This window comes from Telluria sp. BA11 (assembly GCF_056680305.1).
This window is the reverse complement of sequence record NZ_CM155275.1, coordinates 1,604,677-1,625,498: the sequence shown is the minus strand read 5'-3', so window position 1 is coordinate 1,625,498 and position 20,822 is coordinate 1,604,677. Positions and strand designations below refer to the sequence as shown.

The 20,822-nt window shown below is 61.1% G+C and carries 13 protein-coding genes; 7 read left to right on the top strand and 6 right to left on the bottom strand.

The genetic code is table 11. The features are described from left to right. Positions 1–101 precede the first annotated feature (101 nt). Positions 102–914, bottom strand: coding sequence for a phasin family protein (locus tag AC1MGT_RS07100; RefSeq protein ID WP_499503592.1), 813 nt, complete (start codon positions 912–914; stop codon positions 102–104). 174 nt (positions 915–1,088) lie between these two features. Here AC1MGT_RS07100 and AC1MGT_RS07095 point away from each other — a divergent pair, with 174 nt between their 5' ends. The 4 genes from AC1MGT_RS07095 to AC1MGT_RS07080 all read left to right on the top strand — a co-directional run bounded on the left by AC1MGT_RS07095 (position 1,089) and on the right by AC1MGT_RS07080 (position 5,340). Further along, positions 1,089–2,366, top strand: coding sequence for an amidohydrolase family protein (locus tag AC1MGT_RS07095; protein ID WP_499503591.1), 1,278 nt, complete (start codon positions 1,089–1,091; stop codon positions 2,364–2,366). Positions 2,367–2,448: 82 nt separating this feature from the next. Further along, entirely contained in the window at positions 2,449–2,988 is a 540-nt protein-coding gene (locus AC1MGT_RS07090; protein WP_499503590.1) for a GNAT family N-acetyltransferase, read from the top strand. A 1,212-nt stretch (positions 2,989–4,200) separates the two neighbouring features. Beyond that, positions 4,201–4,776 (top strand): hypothetical protein, encoded by a 576-nt coding sequence (locus AC1MGT_RS07085; RefSeq protein WP_499503589.1) that lies wholly within the window; start codon positions 4,201–4,203, stop codon positions 4,774–4,776. A 63-nt stretch (positions 4,777–4,839) separates the two neighbouring features. Continuing rightward, positions 4,840–5,340, top strand: coding sequence for a hypothetical protein (locus tag AC1MGT_RS07080; protein WP_499503588.1), 501 nt, complete (start codon positions 4,840–4,842; stop codon positions 5,338–5,340). 586 nt (positions 5,341–5,926) lie between these two features. Here AC1MGT_RS07080 and AC1MGT_RS07075 read toward each other — a convergent pair. From AC1MGT_RS07075 to AC1MGT_RS07065, 3 genes are all read right to left on the bottom strand, one after another. Continuing rightward, the gene (locus tag AC1MGT_RS07075; RefSeq protein WP_499503587.1) at positions 5,927–6,115 is read right to left on the bottom strand and encodes a hypothetical protein; all 189 of its coding nucleotides are present in this window, start codon (positions 6,113–6,115) and stop codon (positions 5,927–5,929) included. A 133-nt stretch (positions 6,116–6,248) separates the two neighbouring features. Continuing rightward, a complete protein-coding gene (locus tag AC1MGT_RS07070) occupies positions 6,249–7,277 on the bottom strand; it encodes a methionine synthase (RefSeq protein ID WP_499503586.1) in 1,029 nt (342 codons plus the stop codon). 26 nt (positions 7,278–7,303) lie between these two features. Next, the gene (locus tag AC1MGT_RS07065) at positions 7,304–8,287 is read right to left on the bottom strand and encodes a DUF1852 domain-containing protein (protein ID WP_499504258.1); all 984 of its coding nucleotides are present in this window, start codon (positions 8,285–8,287) and stop codon (positions 7,304–7,306) included. 247 nt (positions 8,288–8,534) lie between these two features. On the opposite strand from AC1MGT_RS07065, the gene AC1MGT_RS07060 reads away from it, so the two are divergent. Beyond that, positions 8,535–9,509, top strand: coding sequence for a diacylglycerol/lipid kinase family protein (locus tag AC1MGT_RS07060; protein ID WP_499503585.1), 975 nt, complete (start codon positions 8,535–8,537; stop codon positions 9,507–9,509). Positions 9,510–9,519: 10 nt separating this feature from the next. On the opposite strand, the gene AC1MGT_RS07055 is transcribed toward AC1MGT_RS07060, so the two are convergent. Both AC1MGT_RS07055 and AC1MGT_RS07050 read right to left on the bottom strand, forming a co-directional pair. After that, positions 9,520–12,426, bottom strand: coding sequence for an alpha-L-rhamnosidase-related protein (locus AC1MGT_RS07055; RefSeq protein ID WP_499503584.1), 2,907 nt, complete (start codon positions 12,424–12,426; stop codon positions 9,520–9,522). Next, the gene (locus AC1MGT_RS07050; protein ID WP_499503583.1) at positions 12,423–14,276 is read right to left on the bottom strand and encodes a glycoside hydrolase family 13 protein; all 1,854 of its coding nucleotides are present in this window, start codon (positions 14,274–14,276) and stop codon (positions 12,423–12,425) included. The genes AC1MGT_RS07055 and AC1MGT_RS07050 overlap by 4 nt, the downstream gene beginning before the upstream one ends. Before the next feature lie 388 nt (positions 14,277–14,664). Here AC1MGT_RS07050 and AC1MGT_RS07045 point away from each other — a divergent pair, with 388 nt between their 5' ends. Together AC1MGT_RS07045 and AC1MGT_RS07040 are read left to right on the top strand one after the other, a co-directional pair. Beyond that, entirely contained in the window at positions 14,665–17,577 is a 2,913-nt protein-coding gene (locus tag AC1MGT_RS07045; RefSeq protein WP_499503582.1) for a TonB-dependent receptor, read from the top strand. Between the two features lie 449 nt (positions 17,578–18,026). Beyond that, positions 18,027–20,690: a TonB-dependent receptor gene (locus AC1MGT_RS07040; RefSeq protein ID WP_499503581.1), complete on the top strand. Its 2,664-nt coding sequence runs from the start codon at positions 18,027–18,029 to the stop codon at positions 20,688–20,690. Positions 20,691–20,822: the final 132 nt, after the last annotated feature.

Genomic DNA, 20,822 nt, shown 5'->3' with positions numbered 1-20,822 from the left:
GGCCAGAGCCCGCTAGTGTAGTCGTTTTGCCTAGTTGGCGCAGCGCGGGGCCGTGGTGGCCGCTTGGCTACTGCCGTCCTGGCTGTGGCGTCAGGTGCCCGTTACTTGCGGCGCCGGCGCGGCGTGGCCGCCGTGGCAGGGGCGTCCGGGTCGCGCCGCTCGATCGGCGCGGCCGCTGGCGCCAGTGGCGTTGCCGCCATGACGGCGCCGTTGCCAGCTGCCTGGGCGATTGGCGTGGGCTTGGCCGCCGCAGGGCTGGACAGCACATTGAGCGCCGCGTCATCGGGTGCTGGTTCCTGCAGCATGCTTGTCACGGCGTCGATCGTCGGGGCAGGCTGGGGCGCCGCCTCTGCGCTTGGCGCTGCGTCGACTTCCGGCTCGGGCGCTTCGACAACCGGCGCCGGGGCGACGGCGACGGGTTCTGGCGTTGGCGCCGCTGCAACCGCATCGATCGTGCGCTCTGCTGCTGCCTGCACGGTGTCGGCGGTGGCCTTGCCGGCATCGACGACGGCCTGCGTCATCTCGGCGACCGGTGCCATCTCGGCGACCGGCGCCGTTACTATTGCAGGTGCGGGTGCCGGTGCGGGCGTCGCGCTGCGCAGCAGGAATGGCTGGGCGCCGACAGCGATACCGAGCAACTCGCGGCTATACGCAAACAGGCTGTGCACCTGTTCTTCGGCATGGCTGCGCAGCACGGCGAGGTCACGCGCGTCGCGCGCGCCGATCAGCTGGCGGGCCGTCTGCGCCGAGCGCTCGAGGACTTCCTGGGACGTGGTCAGATTCAGCGCCGTGATGCGGCTGGCGCTGTCGATTGCCTGGGTGGCCAGTGCATTGAGCACCGTGAGCTGAGCGTTCATCGGTGCAGTCAGGTAATTGTTGGGTGCTGCGGACAACTGCTCGGAGAGTGAGGTCATGAAGTTTCCTATCTATCAAGTATGGCGCGCTGCAATAAAGTCAGTGTACCCACGATTGTCGGCCGGTGCAATGAACGTCGGTCGCTTATTCGGCGCGGATGATATTGCGTTGCAGCATTGCCATACGGTTGTGCCACAGTTGCTACAATCGGACAACCACTCAATGGAGTCACCATGGACCTCGTGATCCGCAATACCACGCTGCCCGATGGCCGCACCGGCATCGACATCGGCATTCTGGACGGCCGTATCACGGCGCTGGCGCCGCAACTGGCCGCACGGGGCGTGCGCGAGATCGACGCCGCCGGCGACCTGGTCAGCCCGCCGTTCGTCGATGCGCACTTCCATATGGATGCCACGCTGAGCTACGGCCTGCCGCGCGTCAACCAGAGCGGCACCTTGCTGGAAGGCATCGCACTGTGGGGTGAGCTGAAACCACAGCTGAGCCAGGATGCGCTGATCGAGCGCGCGTTGCGTTATTGCGACTGGGCAGTGGCACACGGCCTGCTGGCGATCCGCACCCACGTGGACGTCTGCGACGACCGGCTGCTGGCGGTCGAGGCGCTGCTGGAAGTCAAGCGCCGCGTCGCGCCGTATCTCGACCTGCAACTGGTCGCGTTTCCGCAAGACGGCCTGCTGCGCAGCGCCAACGCGTTCGAGAACCTGAAGCGCTCGATCGACATGGGCGTCGATGTCGTCGGCGGCATTCCTCACTTCGAGCGCACGATGGCGCAGGGCGCCGAATCCGTCAGGCTGCTGTGCGAATTCGCGGCCGAACGGGGTCTGCGCGTGGACATGCACTGCGACGAGAGCGACGACCCGATGTCGCGCCATATCGAAACTCTGGCCTATGAAACGCAGCGCCTGGGGCTGCAGGGCAGGGTAGCCGGCTCGCACCTGACGTCGATGCATTCAATGGACAATTATTATGTGAGCAAGCTGATTCCGCTGATCGCGGAAAGCGGCGTGGCGGCGATCGCCAATCCGCTCATCAACATCACGCTGCAGGGCCGCAACGATACCTACCCGAAGCGCCGCGGCATGACGCGCGTGCCCGAGCTGATGGCAGCGGGCGTCGACGTCGCCTTCGGCCACGATTGCGTGCTCGATCCGTGGTACGGGATGGGTTCGGGCGACATGCTCGAGGTGGCGCACATGGGCTTGCACGTGGCGCAGATGACGGGGCTGGAAGCGATGCAGTCGTGCTTTACCGCCATCACCGAGACGCCCGCCCGCATCCTTGGCTTGGAAGGCTACGGCCTGGCGCCGGGCTGTCACGCCGATCTGGTGATCCTGGACGCCGGCTCGACGGTGGAAGCGATCCGCCTGCGCGCCCCGCGCCGCTTCGTGTTGCGGCGCGGCCAGATCGTGGCTGAAGCCCCAGCGGCAGCCAGCCGCCTGCAGCTGCCCGGCCGGCCCGACAGCGCCGACTTCCGCCTCGGCCGTGGCTAAACTGTCAATATAGCGCGTGATAATTCGTGTATTTTCAGGCAAAATAGCGGACCGTCCTGTCCTGGCACTCCCGTAGATTGTTGTGAAAGACCTTGTTATCCGCCCTGCGCTCGAAGCCGATTTCGAGTCGATCTGGGCTATTTTTTGCGCCCATATCGAGGCGGGTGAAACCTATGTCTTCAGCACGGCGACGTCCCGCGAAGCCGGTTACCGCTACTGGCTGGGCGAGGGCGTGGGCAGTTTTGTCGCGGTGAGCCCGGGCGGTCGGGTGCTGGGGATGTACCGCCTGGTGCCGAACCAAGTCGGGCGTGGCCATCACGTGGCCAATGCCTCGTACATGGTCAACCCGGCGGCGCAGGGGGCGGGCGTGGGCCGCGCGATGGGGCAGCACAGCTTGAATGAAGCGCGCAGCCGCGGCTATCTGGCGATGCAATTCAACCATGTGGTCAGCACCAATGGGCCGGCCATCGGCCTGTGGAAGAAGCTCGGGTTTTCGATTGTCGGCACGCTGCCCAAGGCGTTTCGCCACAAGCGCCTGGGCTATATCGATGCCTATGTGATGTACCAGTTGCTGCAGGATCCGGATCACTGGCCGACGGCTGACGACGCGCCGGGCGGGTGACGGGTGCTGCGGAGGCGGTTGCATGTGCCTCTCGGGTAGAAACTCGGTCATTCGTAGCATTTTCGATCTTGGCAACCTGCCAGCCAGTTGCGACACGTAACCTCCCTTGGCGCCTATCTTCTTTCAGAGTCTGGTTGAAGACTTTCTTCGTCTGGTCATACGAATCTGTACCCTCGATCCTCTCTTCGGGCTTGAGGGTTGCCCCTTGCTTGCTGTTCGAGTGGAACCAGCATCACATGCCAGTGCTGCCTGCATCCTGCTTCAGGTGCAGGTTGTAATCCTTTTCGGCCCGTCCTTCTCGTAACGCAGGTGTACGTGTTCTTTTTGTTGCTGGGTTAGCATCATTCCATCGAAAATTGAAAACTTGATGATGAATGCGCCAGACGTACGTAGTTGCCTAGCCGCCGGGAGGCACCGGCAGGATCGGGAGCAAAGCACCTGTCCGCCGCAACAAAAAATTACTTAGAATTGCCGTACGAATGCCATACAAATATCTTACACAGATATTAAATAGTGTTATTCTCCCTCTCGCTGTTTCCATACGGCGAATTTTAGGAGGTCTATATGCCGCTATCAGTGCGACAGATTTCAGACAATATCGTTAGACATATGCAAACCGATTCACGGGACGTCGTGACGATGCGTTGGTCGAAGTTCTACGAATTCTGCGAGCGTGACAGAATCAAAGAAAGTTTCATCGAGGCCTTAAAGGAGCAATTGAGAACGGAAAGCGTCCTGTTCGTACGAGGACATGCAGTCGTAGCCTTCGTGAAAGACTTCGATTTCGCACCAATGCGTTAAGCAACATTGCCCATGAAACCCCCGCTTCCTTACGATCCTGTCACGGTTTTGAGTGATCATTCCCTCGGTCGCACGCTACTGGGCGACATTGGCAGCAGAGAGAGCGTCGATCTCCTGCACGATCCGCGCAGCGTCCGTTCGATGCTGGCCGGTTGTGACGACGGTAGAGGGGCTATATACGAACGATTCCACCAGAGGCTCAGTTGCGCAGCTCCCCATCTCGAAGTTGACGAAATCGCCGAATGCTATCGTCGCTTTGAATTCGCCGCGTGCCTGGCTGTCTTCCGACTGCCCCGGAAGTGGCACATGCCTGCATCGCGGTGGCTCATGTATGTACGATCGCACGGTAACCCCATGTGCTGGCTTACCTGAACAGCGACTTATGAATCTACGAAATTACGGAGACTGCCCATGAAAGGCTTAGTCAGTTGGACTGCAGAAGGGTACGAAAGCGGTTATGGCAAGGTAACCATTTGTAAGCAGGACGACACTCGATTGAATGTCGTGTTTACATGCCGCGACGTTGGTGAAGGACAGATAACACTGGCCATCACTACCGCAGAGCAGTTCGCCAGCGCCCGTTTTGTCTATGATGAGGACGACCGGACACGCACCTTTGCTGGCGTGGTGGGACGGATGAGCTGGCAGCCAGAGTCGCTGCAGTTTGAGGGGCGCTGGGACGACCAGGATGCCGATACTGTCTGGTCATTCTCAATCGAAGTCGAGGAGTTCAACCTCGCCCCAGGTACCACCGGAAGCAGTGCGGCACCAGACCCACAGATGGAGTCGCTGGACGAAATCCTGGACACACTAGACCGACGCTATCTGACTGATTGGTTCGAACCAGATGTTACCCCCGCCCTACCAGGTGTTTACCGGGTGGAGCCGCACTATTTGGCGACCAGCTATCTGGCCTATGCCATTTGGGACGGTACGGGCTGGAGTGGTGCACGTAGAAACGTTGACGAACTCGCCAACTTAGGTTGACAAGAGCGCGTCGTCCAAGGCGAACGCTACTGGCTTGGGCTTACGGAGGAAGGAACTCGACGCGTGTCGCGGCTGCTGGACGACGTACGGCGGCGCAAGATGGAGTGCACTAATTCCCAACTGCTAGTTGATCTGCGCCACAAAGAGAAAGAAGTGGCGCGTGCGCGGGCGGACGCGCACGCTGTATATGAAGGACTGGTCATGCAGATAGACCGCTCCGAACGTACGATAGCAGCACGGACGGATCTGCGGGAAAAGCTCGACAGGTTAGTTCGTGCTGACCTCGATTCGCCTACCGAATCAACCTTCGTTGAAACTGTAGGGCGGACGGTCGACGATGCACACTCACAATTAGAGGCCGCACTTGAGCAAATTGCCGTGCGTGGCGGATATTGGCGATCGTACTGGGAAGTCATCATGTCTAAAGACCGGGCTTTCGCCAATACTCTTACCGGCAAGGGGCAAGTAGTTTCTCATTATGGGAAAGACCTGAAGGAACGCCTACGAAAGAATTGTGCAATGAAACCACTGCCAGGCAGCTTTGGAACAAAAAAGCGCAGATAGCGATGGCAGTGATAGCAGATCTGTCCTTTAGCAGGTACAGAAGTTTAAGCTAGCGTTCGGTAATGTCATGGCGGAGGTGACGAATCAAATTTATCAACGAGCTTTAGCAGCGTTTCCTGAACTGTTTCCGACGGTGTAATTTGGGGTGAAATTGACGCGCGGACACGAGACAATGCAGTGTGGCTGTGCTACTGACTCAGAGAAATCATGATTGGCACGGATTCACAAACGTCCGGTATGGGTCGTTTCCTGGGTATGGTGACAGTCCGTAATTTCCTCAGCTCAGCACCCTGCTATCCTGCGCTGGGCGGCCAACACGATGTGAGGGTCAAGAGGTGAGGGTCAAGAGGTGAGGGTCAGGTCTGACATTTGGACCCGGACTCTACCTTGGTCCTTCACGAGGGCTATCACGGATAGACCTATTGTTAAGCTCGTGTCTGAATGTCAGACCTGACCCCGATTGTGCTTGTTGAGCTCGTGTCTGAATGTCAGACCTGACCCCGATTGGATTGACCCCGAGTGGAGCCTGTGACCCAATTGGAGCCGGGTAGCAGCCACAGGGCCGCCACCATTTGAACAACGATGTTCAGCTCTCGCGCTGCACAGTGCCCTGGTCGTACTGGTCGTCGTCGGTCTCACTCGGCGGCATTGCGGCCTGCTGGTCGTCTTCAGTTGCGGCTGGTTCGCCTACGGCGGCGTCGCTGCCGGTACCGTCATCTGTGCGCCGTTGGTCAGGATTTGCCTGGACGTCATTGTCTTCATTTTGCATTGCCATGCTGGTCTCCTTGTCATGAAATATGGCCTCATCATAGTCAGGTATCTTCAGCGCACGAATAGTCCCGAAGCTGGCGCGAGTGTAGGAATGCACTGTCCGCACTCGGCCTGCATGACTCTGTCACATCACCAAATCAAGCCGACAGTTCCCGCCGAATGATGTCTGCGCCTGCGTTCAACGCAGCCAGCTTGGCTTTCGCGACGTGCCGCGACAACGGCGCCATCCCGCAATTGGTGCAAGGGCACAGCTTGTCGGCATCGACGAACTTCAGCGCCTTGCGCAAGGTATTGGCAACTTCTTCCGGCGTTTCGATAATATTGCTGGCCACGTCAATCGCACCGACCATCACCTTCTTGCCGCGAATGAGTTCCAGCAAATCCATCGGAACATGCGAGTTGTGGCATTCCAGCGAGACGATATCGATGTTCGATTTTTGCAGCTGCGGGAAGATGGATTCGTACTGGCGCCATTCCGATCCCAGTGTCTTTTTCCAGTCCGTATTGGCCTTGATGCCGTAGCCGTAGCAAATGTGGACCGCCGTTTCGCATTTGAGACCTTCGATTGCCCGTTCCAGCGTGGCGATGCCCCAGTCGTTGACTTCATCGAAAAACACATTGAACGCCGGTTCATCGAACTGGATGATGTCGACACCGGCCGCTTCCAGCTCGCGCGCTTCCTGATTCAGGATTTTTGCAAATTCCCAGGCCAGCTTTTCACGGCTTTTGTAGTGGCTGTCGTAAAGCGTGTCGATCATGGTCATCGGGCCGGGCAGGGCCCATTTGATCGGCTTGTTCGTTTGCTGGCGCAAAAATTTGGCATCGTCGACGAATACCGGCTTCGGGCGGCTCACGGCGCCAACCACGGTCGGAACACTGGCATCGTAACGATTGCGGATCCTGACCGTCTCGCGCTTTTCGAAATCGACACCGCTCAGGTGTTCAATGAAGGTCGTGACGAAATGCTGGCGCGTCTGCTCGCCATCGCTGACGATATCGATGCCTGTCTGTTGCTGGTCTTCGAGTGACAGGCGCAATGCATCATGTTTGCCCTCGACCAGTTCTTCGTTCTGTAATTTCCAGGGCGACCAAAGGGTTTCTGGTTCTGCGAGCCAGGCGGGTTTCGGCAGGCTGCCGGCAGTTGAAGTGGGCAATAATTTTTTCATGTCAGATCGCTTTGCGTGTTTGGTCTTCAGAAGGTGTAGCTGGCTGCCCAGCGCTCGAGGATTGGCTGGTATGGCTTGATGAAATGTTCCTCAGCAAATTTCCCCTGCTTGACGGCGAGCTGGCTGCGCTCTTCCCGGTCGTACACGATCTGCGTCAGTGAATAATCCTGGTGTTTTAATTTCGGCTGAAAGTGTTTCGCCGCCGAAGCATTGGCGTTATAGATCTCGGGCCGGTAAATCTTCTGAAACGCCTCCATCGTGCTGACAGTGCCGATCAGTTCCAGATCGGTGTAGTCACCCAGCAGGTCGCCGACAAAATAGAAGGCCAGTGGAGCGACGCTGTTGGGCGGCATGAAGTAGCGCACCTTCAATCCCATCTTGCTGAAGTATTGGTCGGTCAGGGAAGGTTCGTCCTGGACGTATTCCACGCCCAGTACAGGATGCTGATGGTCGGCGCGGTGGTACGTCTTGTTGGTTGAAATACTCAGGCAGATCACCGGCGGCTTGCTGAAATGTTCTTTATAGGCCGCCGACGCGATGAAGCACTGGAACAGTTTTCCGTGCAGGTCGCCAAAGTTATCCGGGACGCCAAATTCCTGTCGATCCTTGTTGTGATCCGACAGCAGCACGCTGAAGTCATAATCGCGCACGTACGAAGAAAAATTATTTCCCGCGATGCCTTCGATGCGCTGGTTGGTCTCGCGATCGACAATCGTGGTTTTCAGTATTTCGATCAGCGGGAACGCATCACCACCGCCTTCAGCCGACAACGCCATCTCCACCGACACGATATCGAGTTCGAGGGCATACCGATCGCCCCTGGGATTGTCCGCCTGGGCCAGCGCGTTGAAACGCGCGTCCATCATGTTCAAGGCCTTGCGCAGATTGTCCTGCCGATGTTCTCCCCGGGCCAGGTTCGCGAAATTGGTCGTGATCCGCGTCCCATCGGCCGGACGGTAATGTTCATCGAACCGAACGGTCTTGATCGCAAACGTAAAATCTTCATTCATCATAGCCAGCTGCTCCGGGATTGAGAGCACACCTGTGTGTGCCCGGTCCGTCGATTATGACCAGCCGGTCGATTGAATAAAAGTGATGTTAACTCATTCAACGATGAAATTCGCTCATGGTTCATAGCCTGCTCTACGGGCCCTGGCCCATGCACGCGAGCGTTGTGTAACGCACCCAGCGGCGTCAATGCCGGTGATACGATGGCTGCATTCTCGATCAACCACCTCTTACCGAATCGACCCTGCGATGCCATCCACCGAGTTGCTACCTGACGCTCCTTTTTTCATTGTTCTGAACGCGGGGTCGGGTCATTCCGAAACCGAGATGCGCATCTCCACGATCAACGAGGTCATGGACGCCGGTGGCCGCGTGTGCCATCTGGAAGTGGTGGACGAGCCCGAGCGCATCGAACAGATCGCGAAGGACATGGCGGCCAAGGCCGTCGCCAGCGGCGGGGTGCTGGTGGCCGCTGGCGGCGATGGCACCATCAACACGGTCGCGCACCAGGCGGTGCTGGCAGGGTGCGCGTTTGGCGTGCTGCCGCAGGGCACCTTCAACTACTTCGGGCGCACCCACGGGATTCCGGAAGACCTGGCCGAGGCTGTGCATGCGCTGCTGCGCGGCGAGATCAAGCCAGTGCAGGTAGGCATGCTCAACGACAAGATTTTCCTGGTCAATGCGAGTGTCGGCCTGTACCCGGCGCTGCTCGAAGAACGCGAGCACGACAAGCGCGAGTTCGGACGCAGCCGCGTGGTCGCGTTTCTGTCGGCCATCAAGATGGCACTGCGCGCGCATCGCCACCTGCAGATCCGGCTCGAGCTCGACGGCAAGGAGCAGCGCTTGCGCACGACGACGCTGTTCGTGGGGAACAACCGGTTGCAGATGGAACAGGTCGGCATGGAACAGTTGACCGATGCGGTCGAGGATGGCCAGCTGGCAGCGCTGGCGCCCAAGCCGATGGGCAAGTTGGGGCTGCTGGGCTTGCTGGTACGGGGTGCGCTTGGGAAACTGGGCGGCGCCGACGACGTCGTGGCGTTCTCGTTCAAGCGCATGACCGTGCGCACGCCGTCGCTGTACGGGCGCAAGCGCCTGAAGGTCGCCGTCGATGGCGAGGTCAGCAAGATGGCGACGCCGTTCGAGTTCCGGGTGCTGGAAGGGCGGCTCAAGCTGCTGCTGGCGCCGCCACAGGCAGCCGCCGCCGCACCTGGCGACGCTGCCTGAGCCAGCCGGCTTACTTCACCCGCACCAGCCGCACGCCATGGATGTCGAACCGGTTGGCCGGTTCGGCGCCACCGGCGCCCGTGAAGGTGCGGTTGCTCTCCAGGTAGCTCATATTGTAGAAGTCCGTCATCTCCAGGCGGTAGCTGCCAGCCGTCAGGCGCGCGGCCAGCGGCGTCGAATACACGGTCGGCGTCGCGCCCTTGAACAGCGGCGCATGCGGCAACTGGATCACGCCCTGGGCCACGACCTTGCCAGCGCCATTCTTCAATGCCAGCCACTTTACGCCGCCGCTGATCCCCAGATTCACCTGGTTCGCGCCATTGTGATAGCGCACCTGAACTCGATAGTCACCTGCGCTTTCAACCCGAATTCCATCCACGGCGAAGCGGTCTTGCGGCCGGCCCCAGTCGCGGATCGCGGGTAGTGAAAAGCGCGCATCCGGCGCCGTGGTTGTCACGTTCGACGTCACGCGCGGGTCGGTAACGCCGATGTCGACGCCTGTGCCAGCAACTGCATCGATGCAGCGCGGCTGGCTGTGGTGGCTGACATTGCCGCTGTCGGCAAAGCGCGCCTCCACCGCATAGCACGACGCCACACCGGCCTTGTCGTCGGTCCAGGCGCCGGCCGGCAGCTTGTCGGCCACCAGCTTGCCATCGCGGTAGACGCGGTAGGTCACACCCGCCGCATTCCCGTTCGCGCCAATCGTCAACCCCACGGCGCCGGACGATGCACGCGTCAGCGCCTCGATCACCGGTTCGCGCGGCCCGAACGTGACGGACGATTCTTCATACGGATTGGCCTGCACGCGGCGGATGCCCTGCGCCCCGGCGACGAGTTTGCCCAGCACGATCTCGATGCGATTCCCGGCTTGCAAATCACTCGTACGCAGCGTGTCCCCCACCTGCTTGCCGTTCAACAGAATGCGCTCGACCAGGTGATAGCCGTCGCCTTCGGCCGCTGGCGGCAGGCGTAGCACCACGTCGATGCGCTTGCCGTGCAGGCGCAGGTCGTGCAAGGCAATCTCGCTCGACGCGCCGAAGGTCTCGCGCCGCAGCTTGGCCGTTACGAACGGGCGCAGCGCAATGCCGTCGTCGTGCACCGTCACGCCGAACACGTTGTCGATCACCATGCCCAGATACCCGCCGACCGACCATAACTGACGGCGCGAGTTGATCACGGGGCCGCTCAATGATGGCGTGGTTTCATCGAGCAGCAGCGGCTGGCCCGACAACCACTCGAGGTTTTCCATGTTCGACAGATTCACCGCTGCGCCGCGCATCAGCGTTGCATAGGCGGCATCGGCCACCGCCGCGTTCTTGCCCTGCACCGCAGCGCGCAAGCCGTACGCGGTGACGAAGGGCCAGATGGCGCGGTTGTGGTACACCGGCGCGCCGATCTGCTGCGGCCAGATCACGGGCGCGCCCATCGGGCCATGCGGATAGCGTGCCAGGATCGACGCCGTCTGCCTGTCGTCGGCCACGCCGCTGACAATCGCCAGCGCCTGGCCGAGCCAGTCGAACTTGTGCAGCGGCGCGCCGTCCAGGTGGCCGGCGGTGAGGCTGCTGTACATGCCTTCGTCGGCCAGCCAGAGTTCTTTGTTGATCGCGCGTTTCAGCTCAAGTGCCCAGCGCGTGTAGCGCGCAGCCTTGGCCGCATCGCGCTGTTCGCGCGCCAGTTGCGCTGCCAGCTTGAGGGCCTGGAAGATGACGACGTTGGTCGACAGCGCCTTCGAGCTGGCCATCGACGCCAGGTCGCCCGGGATCCACGCAGCGTAAGTCTGGTCGCGCCAGTCGAGGAACGATTCTTCGCCCGTGTACAGGCCCGTGGCCGCGTCAAATGCCGCCACGCGGTCGATCTCGAGTGTGTTCGATAGCGCGATCAACGCCTTGCTGGCAAAAGGCGCGCGCTCCGCAGCCGGCAGTGTGCGCAGCGTTTCTTCGGCCGCGAAGGCCCATGTCAGGCGGTCGGTGCTGACCGGCCAGCTGCCGCCGCTGCCGGTGTCCTGCACGATTTGCAGACCGCCTGCCGAGGCGGGGATCTGCGCTGCGGGTGTGACGCCGGCGCGCCAGCCAGAGAGCTTGAAGTCGAGCGAATTGCGCACGCGCTGCGGGTCGAGCAGGGCCAGGCCCAGGTCGGCCGCATACGACAGGTCGCGCGTCCAGACATACGCCCACTTCTCGCCGGTGGAGAAGCAGTCGCAATCGATGGCGTTGCCGCCGTTGTAGTTGCCGTCCTTGATCTGGCTGACCGAATTGAGGCGCATCTCGGCGCCGGCCAGCGCGAACAGCGCGTCGAAGGCGAGATTGCCGGTGCGGGCGCGCGGCAAGCCTTTTTGCTCGGCGTACGCGACATGCTGCGGACCGGGATCGCGCAAGCTCATGGTGCTCGACTGGACATACTGGCGCAGTGGCGCCTGGGCATCCGGCGTCGAGTAGCGCACCGTCTCGGTCTTGCCGTCCCACGTTGGCCAGGCTTGCGTGACGATCGCAGCGTGGCCCGCATGCGGATCGGGCGCGTTGGCACGGTCTGCATCGGCAAGACGCGTGACCTTCAGCGCAGGTTTGGCCGGGTCGCTCGCATCAAGCGTGAAGCGGTAGGTGCCCGACGTGCGCACGAACAGGAACGTCTCCGGTCCCGACTGGCGTTCGAGCTGGTACGCGGTATCGGGCGCCACATTGACGCTCTTGTCCGGATCGATGACCCACTCGGCAGCCCAGTCGCTGCTGCCGAGTTTGAAGGCGTGGTTACCCGGCGCGACGGCGATGTCGGCCTGGTAAATGCCCTTGCCCTTGGGCGCCAGCGCATCGGCCGTCCCCCAGCCATTGAACGCGCCGCGCACGAACAAGGCGGCATCTGACTGCGCGTGGGCGGTGCCGCAGGCGAGGAGGGCGGCCAGTGCGATGGCGCTGCGCATCATCGCGCTGCCTCCAGCTCCAAAATCACGGAAGCACCTGGAGGCAGCGTGAGCTTCGAGCGCAGGTCGAACGTCTTGCCGGTCAGGACATCCACGCCGCTGGTCACGCCCGTGAGCATTTCGCGGAAGCGGTCGACATCGAGCGCCATTTCTTTCGCGTTGTTGTTGAAGGCGACCAGCACCTTCTTGTCCGCGTTATAGCGGAAGTAGACATAGGTATTGTTCTGCGGCCCGTAATGCATCATGCGGCCGCTGTGGATCACCGGCTGGCTCTTGCGCCAGTTGGTCAGCTTGCGCACGAAGGCTTGCGCCGCGCGCGGCTTGTCCTTCAGGCCCGTGCCGGTAAAGGCATTGACCTTGTCGCCGGCCCAGCCGCCCGGGAACGGGATGCGGTAGCTGGCGTCGTCACGGTCTTTCGTCGGGCTGGTAAACAGCAGCTCGTCACCCACGTAGAACTGCGGGATGCGCGGCGCCGTCATCATGAACACCATCGCCATCTTGTACTTGTCGAAGTCTTCGCCGGCGACGCTGTAGATGCGCGACATGTCGTGGTTGTCCGCGAACAGCACCAGGTTGCCCGGTTCCGGATACAGGTAGTCGAGCGACAGCGTCTCGTAGACGTCCGAGAACACGTTGCCGCCTTTCTTGTCCGCCAGCGCGGTGCGCATCGCCTCGGCCACCGGGAAGTCCATCAGGCTTGGCGTGTAGGCGCGGTAACCGTCGAAGTTGTCCTTGCCGCGCTGCCAGCGCGCCACGACCGGCACCTTGATGCTCCACTCTTCGCCGACCAGGTTCAGGTTCGGGTATTCGGCCATGATGCGGCGCGTGTACTCCGACAAAAACGCGCTGTCTGAATAGCCGAAGGTGTCGATGCGCAGGCCCGAGAGCTTCGCGTATTCGATCCACCAGATGTTGTTCTGGATGATGTAGTTGGCCAGCAGCGGATTGGACTGGTTCAGGTCGGGCATGCTCTTGACGAACCAGCCGCGCGTGAAGTTGTCGGCGTCTTCCTTCGAGCCGTACGGGTCCTGTACCGCCGTGTGGTAGTGCTGGGTCGGGACGAACTTGTCGCTGTAGTTGATCCAGTCCGGCGCCGGCACATCCTTCATCCACCAGTGGTGCGAACCGATGTGCGACAGCACCACGTCCTGGATGATGCCGATGCCGCGTTTCTTCGCTTCAGTCGACAGGCGCACGAAGTCTTCGTTGCTGCCGTAGCGCGGGTCGATCTTGTACAGGTCCGTGGCCGCATAGCCGTGGTACGAGTAGCCCGGCATGTTGTTCTCGATGAGCGGCGTCGGCCACAGCTGCGTGAAGCCCATGTCCGCGATGTAGTCGAGGTGGTTGATCGCGCCCTGGATGTCGCCACCGTGGCGGCCCAGGCCGCCCTTGCGGTCGGCCTTGTCGAGCATGCCGGCGACGTTATCGTTGGACGGATCGCCATTGGCGAAGCGGTCCGGCATGATCTGGTAGATCGCGTCCTTGCTGGAAAAGCCCTGGCGGGTCGCGGAGCCCGGGTCGCGCGCCAGCAGGCGGTAAGCATGCGTGGTCGTGCGGCCGGCGCCGCTGAACGTGATGTCGAACGTGCCGGGCGCCACCTTCGGGTCGAGCACGAGGTCGATGAACAGGTAGTTGCGGTTCGGTGTGCGCGTGACGGACGCGATGCGCGCGCCGGGATAGGTCAGTGTCGGCGTCAGATCGCCAATCGCCTCGCCATGCACCATCAGCTGAACTTTGTTGTCGTGCATGCCGGCCCACCAGAACGGCGGCTCCATGCGGTCGATGGCAGGGGCCTGGGCGAAGGCGGCAAGCGAAGCGCTGCCGAGCACGATGGTGGCGAGGAGTTGTCTCATGGGTTCTGGGGGCTGGTGCCAGTCGCGATATTGCTGACGTAGTTGGACTACAGGGTCTGCATGTCAACGGTGGAACGCGGGGCCGGTAATTGTTGTGTTGATGGAAGGTTACTATAAACCCTGCGGCCCAACAATCATGCGGGGCGGATTCGATTTCACCCCGACTACATAGGCGCAGGATGGCGCAACCTTCAGATTGCCTTCAGATCCGGTGCGAAAGTCGTATAGAGGGCCTGAAAACCCCGCAAATGTGTAGCCCAAGTACAACGTGCACAATGTTGTTGTCGTGCAAAGCATGCCATGATCCTCGCCACACATTGCTGCCCTGTTCAGGCTCTAGTTTTAGTACAGAGTCGTGACCAGCAGTTAAGAAAAACCGAGGAGACACATGAACGCCACCGCTACCCGGGCCACCCAGGCCCGTCGCCGTACTGCAGCCACTTTTGCATTCCCGTTGAACCCGTTCGCCGCCGGTTGCGCCGTGCTGCTGTCGGTCCTGGCAGGTAACGCGTATGCGCAAGCCTCGGGCAGCGAAGAAGCCACCCCCGTCGCACCGAACACGCCCGTGGCTGCCGCCACGGTGCAGACGCCGGCTGAAGCACCGGCCGCCGCGCCCACCGCGTTCCCGAACGGCGCCGTCTCGAAAGTGACCGTGACCGGCATCCGTACCGGCATCGAAGCGGCCATTTCGATCAAGCGCAATTCGAATTCGATCGTTGAGGCGATCTCGGCTGAAGACATCGGCAAGTTGCCGGATACATCGGTTGCCGAATCGATTGCCCGCCTGCCGGGCGTGACCGCCCAGCGCAGCCGCGGTTCGGGACGTGCATCGGAAATCTCGGTGCGCGGCCTGTCGCCAAGCTTCAATGGCACGCTGCTCAACGGCCGCGAAATGGCCTCGACCGGCAATGCCCGCAATCCTGAATTCGACCTGTTCCCATCCGAGCTGATGGGCGGCGTCGTGATCTACAAGACGCCGGACGCGAGCGTCATCGGCCAGGGCCTGGCCGCGACGATCGACCTGAAAACCGTGCAGCCGCTGGACTTCGGCAAGCGCGTCATTGCTGCCAACTACAAGCGCAGCCGTCTGGGTGTGCGCACTGCCGAAGAAGGCAGCGGCGACCGCGTCTCGTTCTCGTACATCGACCAGTTCGCCGACCGCAAGTTCGGCATCGCGCTGGGCATCACGTCGTACGACGAAACCGGCGGCGAGCAGCGCAAGTTCGACGCCTGGGGCGGCAACACGGCAGCCCTGCCATTCAATGGCCAAAATGTGCTGGTGCCGCTGGGCTTTACCGCCGACACCGAATCGACGTCGCACAAGCGTGACGGCGCCTTCATGTCGCTGCAGTTCCGTCCGAACCGCGATTTCCGCTCGACCCTCGACCTGTTCTATTCGGCTGGCGAGACAGGCCTGAAGCGCAGCGGTTTCGAAGGCGCAGTCGGCTCGAACACGTCGGGCCTGTATGACCCGGCCGGCGTGCTGCAGAACGTCGTCGTGCAGAACGGTGTCGCCACCAGCGGCACGCTGACCAACTACAAGGGCGTGGTGCGTAACCACGTCGAGACGTCGGAAGACGACCTGAAGACGGTCGGCTGGAAGAACGAACTGAAGCTGGGTGAGTGGAGCACCAGCGCCGACATTACCTGGTCGAAAGCGACCAAGCTGAGCGCGCGCTACGAAACCACCGCCGGCCTGCCGGGCAATGCAAATCCGCTGGACACGATCTCGTGGACGGGCTTCAACGGCGGCAATTTCACCGACGTCGCCTGGCGCACTGGCCTGAACTACTCGGACCGCGCGGTTGCGCAACTGACCGACGTGAACGGCTGGTCGGGCACTGCTACCAACATCCTGCCGCAAGCCGGTTACCTGGCCCAGCCGTACGTGGAAGACACGCTCAAGGCAATCCGCCTGAACGCCAAGCGTCCGGTGGAGTGGGGCCCGATGTCGGCCGTGCAGTTCGGCTACAACTTCACCGACCGCGAAAAAGCGCGCAGCGGCGAAGAAGGCCGCCTCGAGATCCTGGGCGGCGCCCAGTTCGCCGCGCAGACGATGCCGGGCACGGGTACCGGCGTTGCCGGCACCACTGGCCTTCCGATCGCTACGTGGAATCCGTCCGGCTCGCTCGGCACCGTGTACCAGCTGGCCACGAAGGTCAACGCCGACATCCTGACCAAGTTCTGGGATGTCAAGGAAACGGTCCAGACCGCTTACCTGATGGGCGACCTGAACGGCGAGCTGTTTGGCTTTGAATACCGCGGTAACGTCGGCTCGCAATTCGTGCACACGAAGCAGACGGGCGGCGGCTACAACAGCGGCAACTGCACCGGCGAAACGGCCGATGCGTGCCCGGCCGTGCGCGTCGTCGACAGCGTCAGCTACTGGGATGTGCTGCCAAGCCTGAACCTGTCGTTCGACCTGAAGAATGACCAGGTGCTGCGCATGGGTCTGGCGCAAGTGCTGTCGCGTCCGAACCTGGACGACCTGCGCGGCGGCATCGGCTTTGGCGTGAACACCGGCGTGACCAACCCGTTCATCAGCGGTGGCGGCGGTAACCCGGGCCTCAAGCCGTTCAAGGCGAAGGCGTTCGACTTGTCGTATGAAAAGTACTTCGCGAAGAAGGGCTATGTCAGCGCAGCCGTGTTCTACAAGAAGCTCGACACGTTCATCCTGCGCACGCCGTCGGAATACGACTTCGCGCCATGGACGACCTCGACCACGCCGCTGCCGACCACCGGCGACTTCGCCGGCTCGACCGTTGGCGTGCTGAACCGTCCTGAAAACGGCGAAGGCGGCAACATCAAGGGTTACGAGCTGGCGGTGAACATTCCGCTGAATATGGTCAGCGACTGGCTGGACGGCTTCGGCATCATGGCCAACCACTCGTTCACCAGCTCGGCGATCGATATCCCGGCCCTGGGCTTTGGCAACGTCCAGACCTCGGCGCAATCGATCCCGCTGCCAGGCCTGTCGCGCAAGGTCAGCAACCTGCGCGTGTACTACGAAAAGTACGGCTTCCAGATCGCTGCTGCAGCGCGCAAGCGTTCGGACTTCCTGGGCCAGTCGCCGGACTTCTCGGATACGCTGCAGTACACGTTCGTGAAGGGCGAGACGATCGTCGACTTCCAGCTGTCGTATGAAATCCAGTCGGGCTTCGCCAAAGGTTTGTCGGTGTTTGCACAGGCCAACAACTGGAACAATGCGCCGTACCAGGAGTACACGAACAGCAGCGATTCGATTACCCGTCGCGTCGACTACGGCCGCACCTACCAGTTCGGCGCCAACTACAAGTTCTGATGACCGGCGAGGCTGCGTAGCAGCCTTCGATCCGCGTCAAGCAATCCCCGACAGCTGAAAGGCTGCCGGGGATTTTTTTGGTCTGTTGTAAAAATACAAAATTCATGTAGTGAAGTTACAACCTGGCTTTCAGGGGCTGATTGTTTTACTACATCCTGCGCACTGATTCGGTGCAATCAAGCATAAACCGTTGCTTTTTAGAGCGTTTGTAGCCCAACTACACGCGTTAAAAACCACACGTGAGCTGCTCATCAGTTAATAAGTCATTGTTTTCATTGAATATCGTGTCAATGGATGACCCGAGTTCGTTTGAAACCAACTCCCGTTGACAGTGCATCTAGTTTTAATACAGAATCCCGCCGAGCGTTGATGTTGAGGCGTGTCATAACAAAGTCCCGAACATGCGGTCGAAAGCTGCTCTAGGGAAATTACGTCGTTCTGAGGAGATCATGAAAACTTTCGCCAACAAGCGTTCCGCGTTCCAGCTGAGCCCAGTGGCCGCCGGGTGCGCCATCTTTGTCACCATCATGGCCGGCAGCGCGCAGGCGCAAACCGCCACGACGACTGACACCGCCGCAACCGATGTGCCAGTTGCTACCGTCACCGTGACCGGCATCCGCCGCGCCATCGAGGACGCCATTGCCGTCAAGCGCGAATCGACTGGTATCGTCGAAGCCATTTCGTCGGAAGACATCGGCAAGCTGCCGGACGTGTCGATCGCCGAATCGCTGGCCCGCCTGCCGGGTCTGTCGGCGCAGCGCGTCAACGGCCAGGCCCAGTCGATCAGCATCCGCGGCACCTCGGGCGACCTGTCGACCGCGCTGCTCAACGGCCGCGAACAAGTCACCACCAGCTCGGACCGTACCGTCGAATACGACCAGTACCCATCCGAACTGATCAGCGCCGTCACCGTGTATAAAACCGGCGACGCCGCCGTGATCGGCCAGGGCCTGTCGGGCACGGTCGACCTGCAGACCATCAAGCCGCTGTCGCTGCGCGAACGCGTCGTCACCGTCAATGTGCGCGGTGAAAAGAATTCCAAAGGCGAAATCAGCGCCGGCTCGCCCGACACCGGCAGCCGCGTCAGCGCGTCGTACATCGACCAGTTCGCCAACCGCACGCTCGGTGTGGCCATCGGTTACGCCCGCCAGGACAAGCCGAACGTCGGCGAACAGTTCGAAACGTGGGACTGGGTGGACGACACCAATGTCGTGCCAGGCTCGACCGTCAAAGTGCCGAAGGGCATGAAGTCGATCGCCACGACCGGCAACCAGGTGCGCGATGGCCTGATGGGTGTGCTCGAATGGCGTCCTAACCGCAACTTCAGCTCGACCTTCGACGTCTACCACTCGCGTTTCGACCAGGAAGAAATTCGCCGCGGCATCGAAATGCCGCTCAAGGACGACGGCGAAGTGCGTTTCTCGAACCCGACCGTCGTCAACGGCACGATGATCAGCGGCACTGCCAACAACGTCAATCCGGTCGTGCGCAACAACCGCCTGACGCGCGACGACAAGCTGACTGCCTTCGGCTGGAACAACCGCTACACGACGGGCGACTGGGTCGGCATCGTCGACATCAGCCGCTCGAAGGCTGACCACAAGGAACAGCTGATCGAGATCAACGCCGGCCGCGCTGCGCGCCAGACGCTGAACTACAGCTACAACGGTGGCACGATTCCTGTGCTGGGCCTGTCGGGCACCTACGACGATCCGTCCCAGCTCGCCATCGGCGGCCAGTTCGGCGAAGGCTATGTCAATGCCCCGAACATGACCGACAAGATGACCTCGTTCCGCACGAGCATCGAGCGCAAGTTCGACAATGCACACTTCAGCAGCATGGAAGTCGGCTTCAACTACTCGAAGCGCGAAAAGGAAAAAGCACACCTGGAAACGGGCTTCTCGAAGATCGGCAACGGCACCTTCGGCGCCAATGTGCTGAACGATTCGCAAGCGCTGTACGGCCTGCAGAACAGCCTGAGCTGGGACATCGACGGCGTGCTGGCCAACAACTTCGGCCCATTCACGCCAGCCGTGCTGGTGCCATGGGGCGCGACCAAGAACTGGACCATCGAAGAGAAGGTCAAGACCGGCTACGCCAAGCTGAACATCGACACCGAGCTGATGTCGATGCCACTGCGCGGCAATATTGGCATGCAAGTCATCGAAACCGACCAGAGCTCGACCGCGAACACGCTGCGGGCCTGGCCATTCGCCGATCTGGTGCCACTGACCGACGGCAAGAAGTACACCGACTACCTGCCAAGCATCAACCTGGCATGGAGCCTGCCTGACCAGCAATTCCTGCGCTTCGGCGCCGGCAAGACGCTGGCCCGCGCCAAGCTGAACCAGCTGAACGCGGCGCTGGAAGTGGGCCTGACCGCCCAGACCACCGGCACCCCATACGGTAACGGCGGCAATGCGCAGCTCGATCCATGGCGCGCCAAGCAGGTCGACCTGTCGTACGAAAAGTACTTCGGCAACAAGGGCTATATCTCGGCCGCTGGTTTCTACAAGGACCTGTCCTCGTACATCTACAGCGTGACCGTGCCGCGTGACTTCTCGGAGTTCAACCTGCAGGGCGCCCTGACCAACATCGGTACCATCACCCAGCCGCGTAACGGCGAGGGCGGTAGCCTGCGTGGTCTGGAGTTTGCTGCATCGACGCCGCTGGACATGATCCACCCAATGCTCGACGGTTTCGGCATCACCGCCAACGCCTCGTTCACCAACAGCGAAATCTCGATTCTTGACCAGCGCTTCGGCAATGTCGCGATTCCGCTGCCAGGCCTGTCCAAGCGCGTGTTCAACTTCACGGCGTATTACGAGAAAGATGGCTTCTCGGCACGTATCAGCCAGCGTTATCGCAGCGATTTTGTGGGTGAAATCGGCGGAATTGGTGGTGCAACCGAGCTGACTTACGTAAAAGCTGATAAAGTAGTCGACCTGCAATTGGGTTATGACTTCAAGCAAGTCGAAGGTCTGTCCGTGCTGTTCCAGGTCAACAACCTGACCGACACCGCCTTCCGCAGCTACGCTGGTACCGAAGACCGTCCGCGCGGCTATGCCAAGTATGGCCGCCAGATGCTGTTCGGCCTGAACTACAAGCTGTAATCCGGTATCAAGCGAAGGTAGCGCCACCCAACGGGGCGCTGTCGCGATCGCCAATGCCCTTGCAGGTGTGCCTGCAAGGGCATTTTTCATTGTTCGGATTCTGTGGTTTCGGCCGCCCGGTCCATTGTATTT